At 62.7% G+C, this 13,462-nt stretch carries 15 protein-coding genes; 7 read left to right on the forward strand and 8 right to left on the reverse strand.

Going from position 1 to position 13,462, the window contains the following annotated elements:
• Positions 1–41 precede the first annotated feature (41 nt).
• On the forward strand, positions 42–1,031 hold the full coding sequence (locus tag J5N58_RS12555) for a Gfo/Idh/MocA family protein (RefSeq protein ID WP_112827592.1): 990 nt from the start codon (positions 42–44) through the stop codon (positions 1,029–1,031).
• A gap of 7 nt (positions 1,032–1,038) precedes the next feature.
• On the opposite strand, the gene J5N58_RS12560 is transcribed toward J5N58_RS12555, so the two are convergent.
• Together J5N58_RS12560 and J5N58_RS12565 are read right to left on the reverse strand one after the other, a co-directional pair.
• A complete protein-coding gene (locus tag J5N58_RS12560) occupies positions 1,039–1,413 on the reverse strand; it encodes a GtrA family protein (RefSeq protein WP_112827593.1) in 375 nt (124 codons plus the stop codon).
• Positions 1,410–2,423: a glycosyltransferase gene (locus J5N58_RS12565; RefSeq protein ID WP_112827594.1), complete on the reverse strand. Its 1,014-nt coding sequence runs from the start codon at positions 2,421–2,423 to the stop codon at positions 1,410–1,412. Before J5N58_RS12565 ends, J5N58_RS12560 begins: the two co-directional genes overlap by 4 nt.
• A gap of 153 nt (positions 2,424–2,576) precedes the next feature.
• On the opposite strand from J5N58_RS12565, the gene J5N58_RS12570 reads away from it, so the two are divergent.
• Entirely contained in the window at positions 2,577–4,394 is a 1,818-nt protein-coding gene (locus J5N58_RS12570) for a hypothetical protein (RefSeq protein WP_112827595.1), read from the forward strand.
• 40 nt (positions 4,395–4,434) lie between these two features.
• Here J5N58_RS12570 and J5N58_RS12575 read toward each other — a convergent pair whose 3' ends face one another.
• Together J5N58_RS12575 and J5N58_RS12580 are read right to left on the reverse strand one after the other, a co-directional pair.
• Positions 4,435–4,623 (reverse strand): hypothetical protein, encoded by a 189-nt coding sequence (locus tag J5N58_RS12575; RefSeq protein WP_244711023.1) that lies wholly within the window; start codon positions 4,621–4,623, stop codon positions 4,435–4,437.
• A gap of 283 nt (positions 4,624–4,906) precedes the next feature.
• Complete coding sequence (locus J5N58_RS12580) at positions 4,907–5,170, reverse strand: spike base protein, RCAP_Rcc01079 family (protein ID WP_112827828.1); 264 nt, start codon at positions 5,168–5,170, stop codon at positions 4,907–4,909.
• Positions 5,171–5,383: 213 nt separating this feature from the next.
• On the opposite strand from J5N58_RS12580, the gene xseA reads away from it, so the two are divergent.
• The 3 genes from xseA to J5N58_RS12595 all read left to right on the forward strand — a co-directional run bounded on the left by xseA (position 5,384) and on the right by J5N58_RS12595 (position 8,121).
• Positions 5,384–7,003 (forward strand): exodeoxyribonuclease VII large subunit, encoded by a 1,620-nt coding sequence (gene xseA, locus J5N58_RS12585; protein WP_244711025.1) that lies wholly within the window; start codon positions 5,384–5,386, stop codon positions 7,001–7,003.
• Complete coding sequence (locus J5N58_RS12590; protein ID WP_244711027.1) at positions 7,003–7,602, forward strand: NAD(P)H-dependent oxidoreductase; 600 nt, start codon at positions 7,003–7,005, stop codon at positions 7,600–7,602. Before xseA ends, J5N58_RS12590 begins: the two co-directional genes overlap by 1 nt.
• A gap of 180 nt (positions 7,603–7,782) precedes the next feature.
• The gene (locus J5N58_RS12595) at positions 7,783–8,121 is read left to right on the forward strand and encodes a hypothetical protein (protein ID WP_112827599.1); all 339 of its coding nucleotides are present in this window, start codon (positions 7,783–7,785) and stop codon (positions 8,119–8,121) included.
• A gap of 60 nt (positions 8,122–8,181) precedes the next feature.
• On the opposite strand, the gene J5N58_RS12600 is transcribed toward J5N58_RS12595, so the two are convergent.
• Complete coding sequence (locus J5N58_RS12600) at positions 8,182–8,676, reverse strand: MarR family winged helix-turn-helix transcriptional regulator (RefSeq protein WP_112827600.1); 495 nt, start codon at positions 8,674–8,676, stop codon at positions 8,182–8,184.
• An 81-nt stretch (positions 8,677–8,757) separates the two neighbouring features.
• On the opposite strand from J5N58_RS12600, the gene J5N58_RS12605 reads away from it, so the two are divergent.
• Complete coding sequence (locus tag J5N58_RS12605; protein WP_112827829.1) at positions 8,758–9,621, forward strand: EamA family transporter; 864 nt, start codon at positions 8,758–8,760, stop codon at positions 9,619–9,621.
• A gap of 43 nt (positions 9,622–9,664) precedes the next feature.
• Here J5N58_RS12605 and J5N58_RS12610 read toward each other — a convergent pair whose 3' ends face one another.
• Positions 9,665–10,600 (reverse strand): cyclase family protein, encoded by a 936-nt coding sequence (locus tag J5N58_RS12610; RefSeq protein WP_112827601.1) that lies wholly within the window; start codon positions 10,598–10,600, stop codon positions 9,665–9,667.
• Positions 10,601–10,762: 162 nt separating this feature from the next.
• On the reverse strand, positions 10,763–12,016 hold the full coding sequence (locus J5N58_RS12615; RefSeq protein WP_244711031.1) for an aminopeptidase: 1,254 nt from the start codon (positions 12,014–12,016) through the stop codon (positions 10,763–10,765).
• A gap of 81 nt (positions 12,017–12,097) precedes the next feature.
• Between J5N58_RS12615 and J5N58_RS12620 the strand changes: the two genes are divergently transcribed.
• Positions 12,098–12,967 (forward strand): hypothetical protein, encoded by an 870-nt coding sequence (locus J5N58_RS12620; protein WP_113438957.1) that lies wholly within the window; start codon positions 12,098–12,100, stop codon positions 12,965–12,967.
• An 18-nt stretch (positions 12,968–12,985) separates the two neighbouring features.
• Here the strand turns inward: J5N58_RS12620 and ybaK are convergent, their stop codons facing one another.
• Positions 12,986–13,459 carry a Cys-tRNA(Pro) deacylase gene (ybaK, locus tag J5N58_RS12625; protein ID WP_112827604.1) on the reverse strand — a complete coding sequence of 158 codons (474 nt, stop codon included), beginning with the start codon at positions 13,457–13,459 and terminating at the stop codon, positions 12,986–12,988.
• Between the last annotated feature and the right edge of the window lie 3 nt (positions 13,460–13,462).

Below are 13,462 nucleotides of genomic sequence, written 5' to 3' on the forward strand. Positions count from 1 at the left end.
AGGTTGCCTCTCTGAAACGATTTAAATGCAAGGAGAGGCCCATGTTGCGTTTTGGAATTCTGTCGACAGCGAAGATCGGACGCGATCTTGTGGTGCCTGCCATGCAGGATGCCGAGAACTGCGTCGTCACGGCAGTGGCGAGCCGCGATCTGGCCAAGGCGAGGGCCATGGCCGACCGTTTTTCTGTGCCGCATGCCTTCGGTTCCTATGAGGAGATGCTGGCGTCCGATGTGATCGACGCTGTCTACATTCCCGTGCCGACGGCGCAGCATGTCGAGTGGGCCATCAAGGCGGCCGATGCCGGCAAGCATGTGCTCTGCGAAAAGCCGCTGGCGCTCAAGGCCGCGGAGATCGACGACGTTATTGCCGCCCGCGACCGCAATGGCGTTCTCGTCTCGGAAGCGTTCATGGTGACTTACGCTCCCGTGTGGCGCAAGGTGCGTTCGCTGTTGTCGGAAGGTGCAATCGGCCGGCTCCGGCACGTGCAGGGGGCCTTCACCTATTTCAACCGTGACCCTGCCAACATGCGCAACAAGCCCGAGCTCGGCGGCGGTGGGCTGCCGGATATCGGCGTCTATCCGGCGATCTCGACCCGGTTTGCGACTGGTGCCGAACCGCAGCGCGTGCAGGCCGTGGTCGAGCGCGACCCGGAATTCGGTACCGACATCTATGCGAGCGTCAAGGCCGATTTCGGCGGTTTCGAACTGAGTTTCTACGTCTCCACCCAGATGGCAAATCGCCAGACCATGGCGTTCCACGGCACGGACGGTTTCATCGAGGTCCGCTCGCCCTTCAATGCCGACCGCTGGGGGGCGGAAGAGGTGGAGTTGACCAACCGTGCGCATAGCGAGTCGCAGATCTTCCGTTTCCAGGACAGCCGTCAGTATCGCCGCGAGGCCGAGGCCTTCGCCCATGCCGTGGAGACCGGTGACCACAGCGAGGTCGTGAGTCTCGAAAATTCCCGCGCCAACCAGCTTTTCATCGACGCGATCTATCGCGCCGGCGAAAAGGATGGCTGGGAGGCAGTATAAACTGTCCTCAGCGCCGGAAGACGAAGCGGGAATAGCCGAAGAAGCTGAAGGCCATGGCGGCGATGGAGGCGAAGACAAGCGCCGCAAACGGCGTGAGCATCGGGGCCGAGATCAGCAGTGCCGAATAGAGCAGGTAGTTTACCACGGCAGACGTGATACCCACCGAACCGTAGCGGAAGCCCTCGACCGCAATCGAATGGCGCGACGCCCCGAAGGTGAAGCTGCGGTTGAGAAACCATGTCCAGACGAGGGCGACGGTTATTGCGACGAGGCGCGCGAGAAAAGGTCCGAGCGGCGTCGCCTTGAGCAACAGCGTCAGCACCGCCGCATCGATCAGGAAGCCCGCCGTGCCGACAATGCCGAAGCGCAGCAGCTTTTTCATGCGGCATCCGCCTTGCCGCTGCGGACGGCATTGTTTTCGTGGTTGCCGCTTGCCGTCTTTTCCGAAAGTGCGGGGTGCAGGGCAGGCAGGTTCATGTAGTGGATCCTCAAGTGTTCGGCGCGTGAACGGGCGAGCGAATCCAGGATCAGCGCGGCCGTTAGCGACAGGAACGACATCATCAACAGGACTGTGGCGAGAATCCAGCTCGGTACGCGGCTGACGTAACCGGTGGCGAAGAATTCGAAGAGCACCGGCGCCATGAAACCGATGCTCAGCGCCAGCAGGGCCGCACTGATTGTGCCGAAGAAGGCAAAGGGTCGGATTTCCTTCATCAGCATCGCGAACATCCAGAGGATCTTCGCGCCGTCGCGGAAGGTCGAAAGCTTGGAATGGGACCCCTCCGGACGCCTTCCGTAATCGAGTTCCAGCTCGCAGACCGGCAGTTTCAGCCGGGTCGCATGCACCGACATTTCCGTCTCGATCTCGAAGCCGCCGGAAACGGCGGGGAAGCTCTTCACGAACCGGCGTGAAAATGCCCGGTAGCCGGAGAGGATATCCGTGAAATCATTGCCGAAGAGAAAGCGGTAGAGCACGTTGAACATGCGGTTGCCGAAAGCATGGCCCTGGCGGCCGGCATCGGCATGCACGCCGCGCCGCGTGCCGACCACCATGTCGGACCGTTCGGTGATGAGCGTGCGAATGAGTTCCTCGGCGTCTTCGGGCGCATAGGTCCCGTCGCCATCAGCCATGACATAGACGTCCGCTTCGATGTCGCAGAACATGCGGCGCACCACATGGCCCTTGCCCTGCCGGCGCTCGCGCACCACGGTCGCGCCTGCCAGCATAGCCGTCAACGCGGTGCCGTCGGTCGAATTGTTGTCGTAGACATAGATGCGTGCCGCAGGCAGCGCCTCGCGAAAGCTGCGCACCACGTTGCCGATGGTTGCGGCTTCATTGTAGCAGGGCAGGAGAACAGCCACATCCAGATCGTCAGGCCATATTCCGCGCATCGCAAGCTCTCGTGTAAAGGGGGCGGCCATCATGGCGTCGCCGGCGCTTTACTATTTCTTGAGAACGTTAAAGCTAGGTTTCACGTATCGATGCTGTCTGTGATCTCGCCGGCCATTTCTCACAGGAAGCCGGTTCGCGGGGAATGAATGCCCATGGCCGATCATGCCATTTCCGTCGGAACGACCGAGCCGTTCTGGACACGCCTCAGGCTGGTTCTACCGATCTATTATCTGGTTGTGGTCCTGGCCGTCGTTCTGGTTCATTCGCCGGGCGCCCGCGACTATGTCGGCGCGGACAACGACGACTGGATGCGCCTCGTCGAGGTCCGGGATCTGCTGGGCGGGCAGGGCTGGTTCGACCTGACCCAGTATCGCCTCGGCCTCGACGGCGGCACGCTGATGCACTGGTCGCGGCTTGTCGATCTGCCGATCGCCGCCCTGATCCTCCTCTTCGGCCAGCTCATGGCGCCGGAACGGGCTGAGGCCGCGGCGTTGCTCGTCTGGCCGCTCTTCCTGATCCTTCCGCTGCTGGCGGCGATCGGTATCGGTGCGTGGCGTCTCGGCGGTGCGCCGGCCATGCATGTCGCGCTCGGGCTGGCCTGCCTTTTCGTCGTGGCCTCGAACCGCTTCCTGCCCGGCGCAATCGACCATCACAACGTCCAGCTCGTGCTGATTGCGACCATTGCGGCCACGCTGACGGATACGCGGCATCGGGCCGCGAATTTCGCGCTGGCCGGTATTGCCTGTGCGCTGGCGATTGCCATCGGTGCGGAAACCACGCCGCTCGTGGCCGTCGCCTGCCTTTCGGTTGCGGTGGTCTGGGCCTTGCAGGGCAGCGCCTACGCACTCGCCGCCCGCGCCTTTTCGCTTGCGCTGACGCTTTCGATCTCCGCCTTCTTCTTTGTGACGGTGCCGCCGCGTCTTTACGGGCAAGTCACCTGCGACAGCCTTTCGCTGGGCTATTACGGCATCGCCACAGTCGGTGGTGTCGCGCTTTTCCTCTCGACCTTCTTCGGCGAGGGTGCGCGCACAAAGCGCTTCGCCGTGCTCGCAGTCGATGGCGTGGCGGTTCTGGCTGTGGCGCTGCTGCTTGCGCCGGAATGTCTGCAGAATCCGCTGAACGACCTCGACCCGCTCCTGGTGACGATGTGGCTCGACGGGGTGACTGAGGCGCAGTCCGCATGGGCGCAATTGTATCGCGAGCCAGGCACCTTCGGAGGCTATTATGCCGTCGGCTTTTTCGCCGCCGCCGTCTGCGCCTCCCGCATTCTGCTCAGGGACCGTATCGAGGCGCATGCGGTGCTGCTGTCGCTCATTCTCGCCAGCTGGGCCATCGCCCTCGTTCAGGTGCGAGGGGCGGCCTTTGCCAATCTCCTGTCGATCCTGCCTCTTTCGGTGCTGGTCGCCGAGTTGCGGCGCAACGCCAACCGTAATCCCGAGCATATGGGGATGGGCTTCACCTTTGCCGTCGCCACCCTCCTCGTCGTGCCGAGCGTCTGGATGCTGGGTGGCACATTCTTCACCGAAGGCTCGGCGGGCGTGGTCAATCGTCTTCGTCAGCAGACGTCCGAAAGCGGCAAGCCGGGAGAGGATTGCTCCAGCAGGCGCGCCCTGTCGCAGCTTGCCGGACTGGAGCCGGCGACCGTCGTTTCGGGATCAGAAGCCGGCGTGAAGATCCTGCGCTACACGCCGCATCGTGTGCTGACCGCACCCTATCATCGCGATCAGGCCGGAATGCTTGCCGAATTGCATATCGGCATGGCGAAACCCGCGGAGGCGTTGCCGCTGCTGCGAAATGCGGGTGCGACGGTGATCGCCTATTGCAGGACAGATCCCCAGGCAAAGATGGTCGCCTCGATGGAGCCTGACGGGCTCTATGCCCTGCTGGCGAAAGGCGAGATACCTGCCTATCTGCAGGTCATGCCGAAGGACCCGACTTCCGGCTTCGTCCTCTATCGAGTGATCCCCTGATTCTCAGGTGCCCGATCCTTGGGCGGAAAGCCCGATGGCTTCACAGGACATGCGCTTTTCGGCAGGCGAAAAGAACGAGCAGCAGATCCACGAGCCCGATGTTGAAGCCGATCACCGCGGTGGCAAGCGGCAGCAGCGAGGCCGGCGCGGGCGGCAGGATGAGAGCCATCACGAAGACGAGCGGAATGAGAAGCGCGACCAATGCGATGGCGAAGGCCGAACGCGTCATGCCAGCGGCGATCCCGATCGCCATTGTCGAGAGAAATATCACGGCTGTCCCTACCCCTTGACCAGACTGATCTCTAGCACGACCGGCCGGAAATCACCCTGATCCACATCAAAGAACCTTAGCGGAATTCCAGTCGGAAAACGCCCATGTTTTCCGAGTTCCACCGGTATCTTCGCGACTGGTCTTAACCGATAAAAGCTAAGAACCGGTTTCCCGGGGGTAGTCCGGATGATCCGGGGAAGAGCCTCTATGCCTCTTGCCCGGATTCCCGTTTGCGGGACGGTCAGGCGAGGCCGACGATATCCGCCGCCGTGGTGCCGGTTTCAAGCACCCGCGTCACACGCAGCGGCAGGATCGCTCCGCCTGGCACATTGGTCAGAACGAGGCTTGCGCCCGAGAGTATCACGACAGCGAGATCGCCGCCGGAACCGACATAGAGGCCGCGGGTAGCCTCCTGCAGATCGACGTCATCGTCGGGAATGATGCCGAAGCCGGTCGCGGCGGGGCCGGAAAGCGAGGGGTGAAGGCTGGAGAATTGGTCTGTCATATGGTGCTCCTTCTTGGATTGTCGATGCACCATTGTCGCATCCTCCGGGCCTATGGGGACGATCTCGCGCCCCTCCAACCGGCCGGAACGGTGAGCAGCAACCGGTTTTTCGGTCAAGGACATGATAAGAAGAGAGTTTTCCTATGTGTCGCAAACGGGGGACTGGAAAAGCGGGGTGCTGAACTTCCCCGCGATTTGCGCTAGGGAAGAGTGATGAACGGTTTCTTCAACGACGATTCGCGCAGCAACCTCGCCGAGTTCACGGTCTCGGAACTGTCGGGCTCGATCAAGCGCACGATCGAGACGGCCTTCGACCACGTGCGGGTGCGCGGCGAAATCTCCGGTTACCGCGGCCCTCATTCCTCGGGCCATGCCTATTTCAGCCTGAAGGACGACAAGGCGCGCATCGACGCCGTGATCTGGAAGGGGGCCTTCTCCAAACTGAAATATCGGCCGGAAGAGGGCATGGAGGTCATTGCGACCGGGCGCATCACGACGTTCCCCGGTTCCTCGAAATACCAGATCGTCATCGAGCAGATGGAGCCGGCTGGAGCCGGTGCGCTGATGGCGCTGATCGAGGAGCGCAAGCGCAAGCTCGCCGCGGAGGGGCTCTTCGATGTGGCGCGCAAGAAGCCATTGCCCTTCATGCCGAGCGTAATCGGCGTCGTGACCTCTCCGACCGGCGCGGTTATCAGGGATATCCTTCACCGCATCTCGGACCGCTTTCCGGTGCATGTCGTCGTCTGGCCGGTAAAGGTGCAGGGCGAAGGCTCGGGCGAGGAGGTGGCTAACGCCATCAACGGCTTTAACGCGCTTCAGCCCGGCGATGCAATTCCACGGCCGGATGTGCTGATCGTCGCGCGCGGCGGCGGCAGTCTCGAGGACCTCTGGAGCTTCAACGACGAGATAGTGGTCAGGGCCGCCGCCGCAAGCGACATTCCGCTGATTTCCGCCGTCGGTCACGAAACCGACTGGACGCTGATTGACCATGCCGCCGACGTGCGCGCGCCGACGCCGACGGGTGCCGCCGAAATGGCGGTGCCGGTCAAGGCGGAGCTGGTGGCGCAGGTGGCCAATCTCGCAGCCCGGCACGCCGGCGCTTCCGCGCGGCAGATGGAGCAGCGGCGGCAGAGCCTGCGTGCGCTTGCCCGCGCGCTGCCCTCGCTCGATCAGTTGCTGGCCCTGCCGCGCCGGCGTTTCGACGAGGCGGCGACGGCTCTCGGCCGGAGCCTCGAACTCAACATCATGGCCAAGCGCCGGAGCTTCGAGCGGGTGGGAAGCGCGCTTCGGCCGGACATGTTGGCGCGTCGTCTCCAGGAACGTCGCCAGAAGGTTCTGGAGCGGGCTGCTCTCGCCGAACGCATCATCGAGCGGACGATAGACCGCCTGAGGACCAGGATCGGCCGCGCCGATGCCGCTCTGACGGCGGTTCCGGCGCGTCTCAAGGGACATACGGATCGCAGCCGTGACCGGCTCGCAAGCCTGATGCTCAGGGCGGATAGCGCCATCCGCAATGATCTGAAAGTGCAGCGCGCGGCGCTGACCGGTCACGAGCGCATGCTGCAATCGCTTTCCTACAAGAACGTGCTGATGCGTGGTTATGCGGTCATCCGCGACAGCGACGACCGGCCCGTTTCTCGTACCGCCGCACTATCGGCGGGGGAGGCGATCTCGATCGAGTTCGCCGACGGGCGCATGGCAGCCGTAACAGGCGAGGGTGACGGAACGCCGCCCGCTCCCATGCCATCCGGCCCCGCGCAGCCGAGGCCGGTGCCTGCGGCCCGGGCGGCAAGGAAAAACGAACCGTCGGGCGGGCAGGGAAGCCTCTTCTGATGACCGGGCGACGCTTTCTCGTGGTTCTCGCTCATCCCCTGGCGGAGAGCTTTGCCGCCGCGATGGCAGGCGAGATCCGGGAAACGCTGGAGGCGAAGGGGCACAGCGTCGATTTGCTCGACCTCTATGCCGAGGATTTCGATCCGCGGCTCACCGCAGCCGAACGGGCAAGCTACATGCAGCCGCCCTACGATTTGTCCGCCGTCGAGACGCTGGTCGAGCGGCTTCGCGCGGCCGATGGCCTGATCTTCGTCTTTCCGCAATGGTGGTTCAACCTGCCGGCAATCCTCAAGGGCTTCATCGACCGTGTCTTCGTGCCGGGCGTGGCCTTCGATCACGATCCGCAAGGGGGCCGGCTGGTGCCGAAGCTCGGCAATATCCGTTCGTTCTGGATCGTCACTACCACGGGCTCGCCCTGGTGGGTCGTGCATTTCTACATGGGCAACCCGATGAAGCGTATCCTGAAGCGCGGCGTGGCGGCGTTCTGCTCGCGCGGTCTCGATTTTCGCATGTTCTCGCTGCATGATATGGATCGCGTTACCGAGGAACGATGCGGGCGGTTCATCGGGAAGGTCCGGCAGGCGCTTTCGCGGCTTTGAACTTCGGCCCCTGCGAGCATGCACCGTAACCGTATTTCATCGCACACGACTATTTGCAGCGGCGTGAGGTGGCCGGTGTTTAATTTCGTCGTTTCGTTCACTATTTTGGATGACGATAGGTTTAATGAGGCGGCGCAGGGTGTCGCAGATCCCCGACCATGCGCCAAGGAGAAACACATTATGAAGAAAACCTCTATCGCCCTTTTTGCCGGCCTTGCGCTGCTGACTTCAGGCGCGCTTCCCGCTTTTGCCGGCGACGGTCTTTCCTCCATCCTGTTCGGCAGGAGCTACAATGACGGCGTGACCGCAGTCCAGATCGTGCATCGCCCGAGCCATGCCGGCGACAGCCTGCCGCAGGCGGTCCTCTATGCGACGCCCGCCCGCATGCGACAGGCCCAGGCCATGGTCGCGCGTGATCCGGCTCTTCTGGATGCGCTCAGCCGCCGCAACATCGGCATTCACAATGTCGCCTGGGTGCAGACTGCCATGAACGGCGGCAAGATCATCTATTATTATTAGAAGCAGATCCGAGGCGGGTTTCAGCCCACCCGCCTGACGATCGACCTGCGGACCTGTCGGTTATTCAAAAGACGCCAGATAGGTCCGCAGCAGCCGGTCGAACGTCGTCCGTTCCTCGTCGCTGAGCGTCGAGATCAGCTTGTTCTGGTTGGCGACGTGATCGGTCACAGCTTCGTCGACCAGTGCAAGCCCTGTTTGGGTCAGGCCGATCAACACGCTGCGCCGGTCGTCCGGATTGACGATACGCTCCACGAATTGCTGCTTCTCAAGCTGGTCGATCCGGTTGGTCATCGTGCCCGACGTGACCATCAGCGTATCCAGCAGTTCCCCCGGGGAGAGCCGGTAGGGCGCGCCTGAGCGGCGGAGCGTCGCCAGAACGTCGAAGCTCGACGATGTCAAGCCATGCCGACGGAGGACCTCCTCGATCTCCCGTCCAACATGGGTTCTGAGCCGAGCCAGCCGGCCGAACAGGCCCATGGCGCGCGTATCGAGATCCGGCCTTTCCCTTGCCCATTGGGCGAGAATGGCATCCACCTTGTCGGTCTTTTCGCTCATGTCTTCTGGTTAAGGTCGAAAAATCTTGACGTCAAGATAATCCAGGTTATGTTGAATTATCTTGAAATCAAGAATATCGATATGAAGACAAATTCGATCCCCATCGGAGCCATTCTGCTGACGGCGCTTGCCCCCATGGTCTGGGGAAGCACTTATATCGTCACCACTGCCATGCTGCCTCCCGGTTATCCGTTGACGGCCTCGCTATTGCGGGCGCTGCCCGCCGGGTTGATCCTGCTTGCCATCGTCAGGCAATTGCCGCAGGGGATCTGGTGGATGCGTGTGCTGCTTCTGGGTGCGCTCAACTTCACATTCTTCTGGGCCATGCTGTTCGTATCGGCTTACCGTCTGCCGGGCGGCGTCGCAGCAACGGTCGGTGCCGTGCAGCCTCTGATCGTCATCGTGCTTGCCCGTATCGTGATGAACAGCCGGATTCGCCCGCTGGCGGTGGCGGCAGGGATCGCAGGCCTTTGCGGCGTGGCGCTTCTGGTGTTAACACCGAAGGCGGCGCTGGACCCGGTCGGCATCATGGCCGGCCTTGCCGGCGCCTGCTCCATGGCGGCCGGAACGGTACTGACGCGCCACTGGCGTCCGCCGGTCTCGAGTCTGACGTTTACGGCGTGGCAGCTTACGGCGGGCGGTATTCTGCTTGTACCGTTAGCGCTGCTGCTCGAACCGCCGCTGCCGCCGCTTTCGCTCACCAATATCGCGGGTTTCGCCTATCTCGGCCTGATCGGCGGAGCTTTCACCTATATCCTGTGGTTCCGGGGGCTTGCCCGGATCGAACCATCGGCGGTCGCCTCGCTCGGTTTCCTAAGCCCGCTGGTCGCTACCGTTCTCGGCTGGCTGCTGCTCGGGCAGGCCTTGGGACCCTTGCAGATCGTCGGCTTCCTACTCGTGATCGGCAGTGTGTGGCTCGCCCAGCGGGTGTCCATGCAGACGTAACAACAGGGGATGGCCGCGACCGTCCGGCCGCGGCCTGCCGCTCTCAGCGGATGCGCATGCCGGCTGCCTCGTCGTAATGCAACGGCTTGTCATACTTGGTCAGCGGTGCCTCCGGCACAGAACCAATGGTCACGCCATGTGGCCAGTCCGGCGGGCAAATCGCGATATAGCGGGCATATCCACCGAGACCGCCGCCGAATTTTGGATAGCCGATGGCGACCAGCGCGCCGGTTTCCGGCACCTGATCGAGATTGGCCACGCCTTCCGCCTGGGCAAAGCCGTTGTGCATCAGCCAGTGTTCGCCTTCCAGCGTCGGCGTCGTGTCCGTGTCGAGCGGCTCGTGGCCGTGGAACAGGATCTTGCGTTCCAGATGCAGGAACTTCAGAGCATCGAGCCCGACGCCGGGAAAGGGTGTGGTCGTCGACAGCGCCGGGTCCGGCCATTTCTTCGACCAGCCGGAGCGGACGAAGACCACCGATCCCTCGGGGATCCTTCCATGTCTGGCCTCGAAGTCGGCGATGTCGGAAACCTGCAGGTGATAGCCCGGATCGGTCTTTACCTTCTCTTCGATCGAGATCACCACCAACGGACGGATCGCATAAGTCGCCGGCAGCTCGTCGATTGCAGCATATTCCGGCGCCCAATGGGCCGGTGGATCGAGCTGCGTGCCGAGCTGATCTGTCGCGAGATTGTAGGTCGTCGCCTCGAAGCCGTGCTTCTCATAGGTATAGGTATCGCCCTTTTTGGCGTAGCCTTCGATGTCGACACCGGCCTTTGCGGGCGCGAAGGCCGATGGCCCGAACCCGGCCCAGACGGGGATGTTGGGTTTGATGGTATGGGTAAGGTCTACATATTTGGCGCCCTTGAAGACCTGGTTATAGGCCTTCCAGAGACCGGGTTCCTCTGCATGTCCGGGAGCAGCAAGGCCAGCGACCGCCAAAGCGGTCGTCAAGATGAGCGTCTTGAAAAGTGATTGCATGATCGATGTCCTTTCCTGAAAATACCGGAAGCGACCGCCTATGACGGCCCGTGAGCCCCGATGCCCTTCATGCTTCGACGGACGCGAAACGAAGTCAAGGAAAGGAAACGGCGCCCGCAGGCGCCGCCCGAGTGTGATTTTGCCTCGGTCGTGCTTGTGATGTCAGGCCCATTCGCCCCTGCGCATGACAGGCACGCGCGCACCATCGGCGCTGATGCCGTCGATATCCACCTTGTCGGAACCGATCATCCAGTCGATGTGGATCAGGCTGGAATTGCCGCCCTGCGCCTTGATCTGTTCGGGGCTGAGCGAAGCACCGTCGAGGAAGCATTTCGAATAGCACTGGCCGAGTGCGATGTGGCACGAGGCGTTCTCGTCGAACAGTGTGTTGTAGAACAGGATGCCGGATGCCGAGATCGGCGATGAATGCGGCACCAGTGCCACCTCGCCGAGACGGCGGGCGCCCTCGTCGGTATCGAGCACCTTGTTCAGCACTTCGGCCCCCTTGGAAGCCTTCGCCTCGACGATCCGGCCTCCCTCGAAGCGAACCTGGATATTGTCGATCAGCGTACCCTGGTGGGAAAGCGGCTTGGTGCTCGATACCGTTCCCTCGACCTTCAGCGCGTGCGGCGTGGTGAAGACTTCTTCGGTCGGGATGTTCGGATTGCAGGTCACGCCGTTCTTGGCGGTCGACGCGCCGCCATGCCATTCATGGCCGTCCGCAAGGCCGACCGTCAGATCGGTGCCGGGACCGGTGAAATGCAGCGCGGCGAACCGCTCGCCGTTCAGCCAGCTGGAACGCTTGCGAAGGTTCGCATTGTGGGTGGCCCAGGCGGCGATGGGATCGGCTTCGTTTACGCGCGAAGCGGCGAAAATTGCCTCAGCGAGCTTGGCGACGGCTTCCGCGATCGGCAGGTCGGGGAAGACGAGCTTTGCCCAGGACGGGTTCGGATAGGAGCAGATGTTCCAGTTGATGTCGAAATTGGAGATATGCTCCAAAGCCGGCTTGTAGGCGATCGAGTTTGCCTTGTTGGCGCGCGCGACCTTGGCCGGGTCCTGAGCCGACAGCAGCATCGGGTTGTCGCCGGCCACCGCGAGCCGGGCAGCGCCTTTTTCATAGGCCCTGGCCATGCCCTCGTAGAGCCAGTCGGATGCGCGGTCGAAGCTCGCATCGGGCGCGTGTTCGTAGCGCGCGAGCGTCGCCGCTTCATCGGCGTAGAAGGTGGAGACGAGGCCGGCGCCGGCCTGGTAGGCATGCCTGGTGATGAGGCGCACAAGCGGCAGGGCTGCAAGCGGTGCGGTGATGACGAGATCCTGATCCCGCTGCAACTGCAGGCCGACCTTGACCGCGACTTCGGCAAGTTTATCGAGGCGGGCCGGGTCGACGGCAGTTTCAAATTCGGGCAGGAATGTCATGGAATTAGGCCTGATGGTTGTTTGCATTGAAGATCTCAACGTAGATTGCTTTGAGGCGAAATTGAAGCGCGGGGCGGAAAAATGACGGAAGACAGGATCACAGGAACGGGAACGGTTGCAGCGGTCCGGTCGCTGGCCGGAGCAGCCTTTTCACTGCTGCTGGCCGCGGCGCCCGCCTTCATGGGAGCGGCCTCGGCGAGCGAGTTCCGCATGACGATCTTCGGCCATGAGGTGACGATCGACAGCAACGACGATGGCGAGACGCTCAAGGTCGATGGCGCCGTGCTTCACTCCAACATTTATGTCTCGGTTACCCAGGTCGCACTCGTGGCCGGCATGCCGGTGGTGATCGGCGATTCCTCCGCTGGCGGCAATGCCTGTGCCGGCTCGCCCTTTGTCCTCCGGCTGCCGAAGGACGGCTTGCCCAGCCTGGACGCCCCGCTCGACACCTGCATGCCCGTAACTGCGACGGAGGGGGAGGGCAGGCTGGTCTTCGCGATCCAGCCGCTGCCGGGACGGGACGGTGAGCGCTGGAGCTGGGACCCGGCCGCTGGTTTCAAGACGCTGGATGCCGTTGCCTTCGTGCCGGATGCAGCCAAGGGGTGGCGTGAACTTGCAGCCACCGCTCCCGGTCATCCCGGTGATCTTTTCGGATACGCCGAGATCGCCGCGCAGATGGAAGGCTTGCTCGGCAAGGATGCCGAAGACTACAAGCAGATCATCACCGGCGTCGGCAGCGGCGAGATGAAGAACGGCTTCTATATCGGCACCGCCTGCAAGCCGCATAACTGTGGCGGTGTTGAGGCGCTGGTGGCGGCCGATCCCGGGACGAAACAGGTTTATCTCGCATGGAAGCCGCAGGACGAGAAGATCATCGTCCGGCCGGAGGTCAAGGAATGGCCCGCCATTGCTAAGGCTGTTCTCAGGGACTGGGCAGCGACTTGGAAGTAAGGCGCACCTTACGAAATCTCAGGCGACGACCGGAGCCGCAACGGCCCCTAATGCGCGTTGCACGTCTTTCGGATCGAGCTTCACCTGCAGCCCGCGCTGGCCACCGTTGATGAAGACATGCGGTTCGTCGAGCGCGGCGATCTCGATTGCGGTCGGCACCTTCTTCTTCTGGCCGAAGGGGCTGATGCCGCCCACGACATAGCCGGTGAGCCTTTCCGCCATGGCGGGCTTCATCATCGCTGCCGATTTGCCGCCAAGGGCGGAGGCGAGCTTCTTCATGCTGACCTCCTTGTCGGAGGGAACGACGACGCAGACCGGCTTGCCGTCGAGTTCGGCCATCAGCGTCTTCAAAACGCGGCGGGGTTCCTCGCCGATCGCCTCCGCCGCCTGCATGCCGATTCGCTCGGCGTCGGGGTCGTATTCATAGGTGTGAACGGTGAAGGCGATGCCTTCCTTGGCAAGCGCCTGCGTGGCGCGGGTGGTCTTCGACATGCC

Source organism: Paenirhizobium cremeum, assembly GCF_022884085.1.
GTDB lineage: Bacteria > Pseudomonadota > Alphaproteobacteria > Rhizobiales > Rhizobiaceae > Allorhizobium > Allorhizobium cremeum.

Excerpts from the sequence above, each read along its gene's own strand:
- J5N58_RS12555 (WP_112827592.1), top strand. The coding sequence starts at position 42 with ATGTTGCGTTTTGGAATTCTGTCGACAGCGAAGATCGGACGCGATCTT.
- J5N58_RS12560 (WP_112827593.1), bottom strand. The coding sequence starts at position 1,413 with ATGAAAAAGCTGCTGCGCTTCGGCATTGTCGGCACGGCGGGCTTCCTG.
- J5N58_RS12565 (WP_112827594.1), bottom strand. The coding sequence starts at position 2,423 with ATGCGCGGAATATGGCCTGACGATCTGGATGTGGCTGTTCTCCTGCCC.
- J5N58_RS12570 (WP_112827595.1), top strand. The coding sequence starts at position 2,577 with ATGGCCGATCATGCCATTTCCGTCGGAACGACCGAGCCGTTCTGGACA.
- J5N58_RS12575 (WP_244711023.1), bottom strand. The coding sequence starts at position 4,623 with ATGACGCGTTCGGCCTTCGCCATCGCATTGGTCGCGCTTCTCATTCCG.
- J5N58_RS12580 (WP_112827828.1), bottom strand. The coding sequence starts at position 5,170 with ATGACAGACCAATTCTCCAGCCTTCACCCCTCGCTTTCCGGCCCCGCC.
- xseA (WP_244711025.1), top strand. The coding sequence starts at position 5,384 with ATGAACGGTTTCTTCAACGACGATTCGCGCAGCAACCTCGCCGAGTTC.
- J5N58_RS12590 (WP_244711027.1), top strand. The coding sequence starts at position 7,003 with ATGACCGGGCGACGCTTTCTCGTGGTTCTCGCTCATCCCCTGGCGGAG.
- J5N58_RS12595 (WP_112827599.1), top strand. The coding sequence starts at position 7,783 with ATGAAGAAAACCTCTATCGCCCTTTTTGCCGGCCTTGCGCTGCTGACT.
- J5N58_RS12600 (WP_112827600.1), bottom strand. The coding sequence starts at position 8,676 with ATGAGCGAAAAGACCGACAAGGTGGATGCCATTCTCGCCCAATGGGCA.
- J5N58_RS12605 (WP_112827829.1), top strand. The coding sequence starts at position 8,758 with ATGAAGACAAATTCGATCCCCATCGGAGCCATTCTGCTGACGGCGCTT.
- J5N58_RS12610 (WP_112827601.1), bottom strand. The coding sequence starts at position 10,600 with ATGCAATCACTTTTCAAGACGCTCATCTTGACGACCGCTTTGGCGGTC.
- J5N58_RS12615 (WP_244711031.1), bottom strand. The coding sequence starts at position 12,016 with ATGACATTCCTGCCCGAATTTGAAACTGCCGTCGACCCGGCCCGCCTC.
- J5N58_RS12620 (WP_113438957.1), top strand. The coding sequence starts at position 12,098 with ATGACGGAAGACAGGATCACAGGAACGGGAACGGTTGCAGCGGTCCGG.
- ybaK (WP_112827604.1), bottom strand. The coding sequence starts at position 13,459 with ATGTCGAAGACCACCCGCGCCACGCAGGCGCTTGCCAAGGAAGGCATC.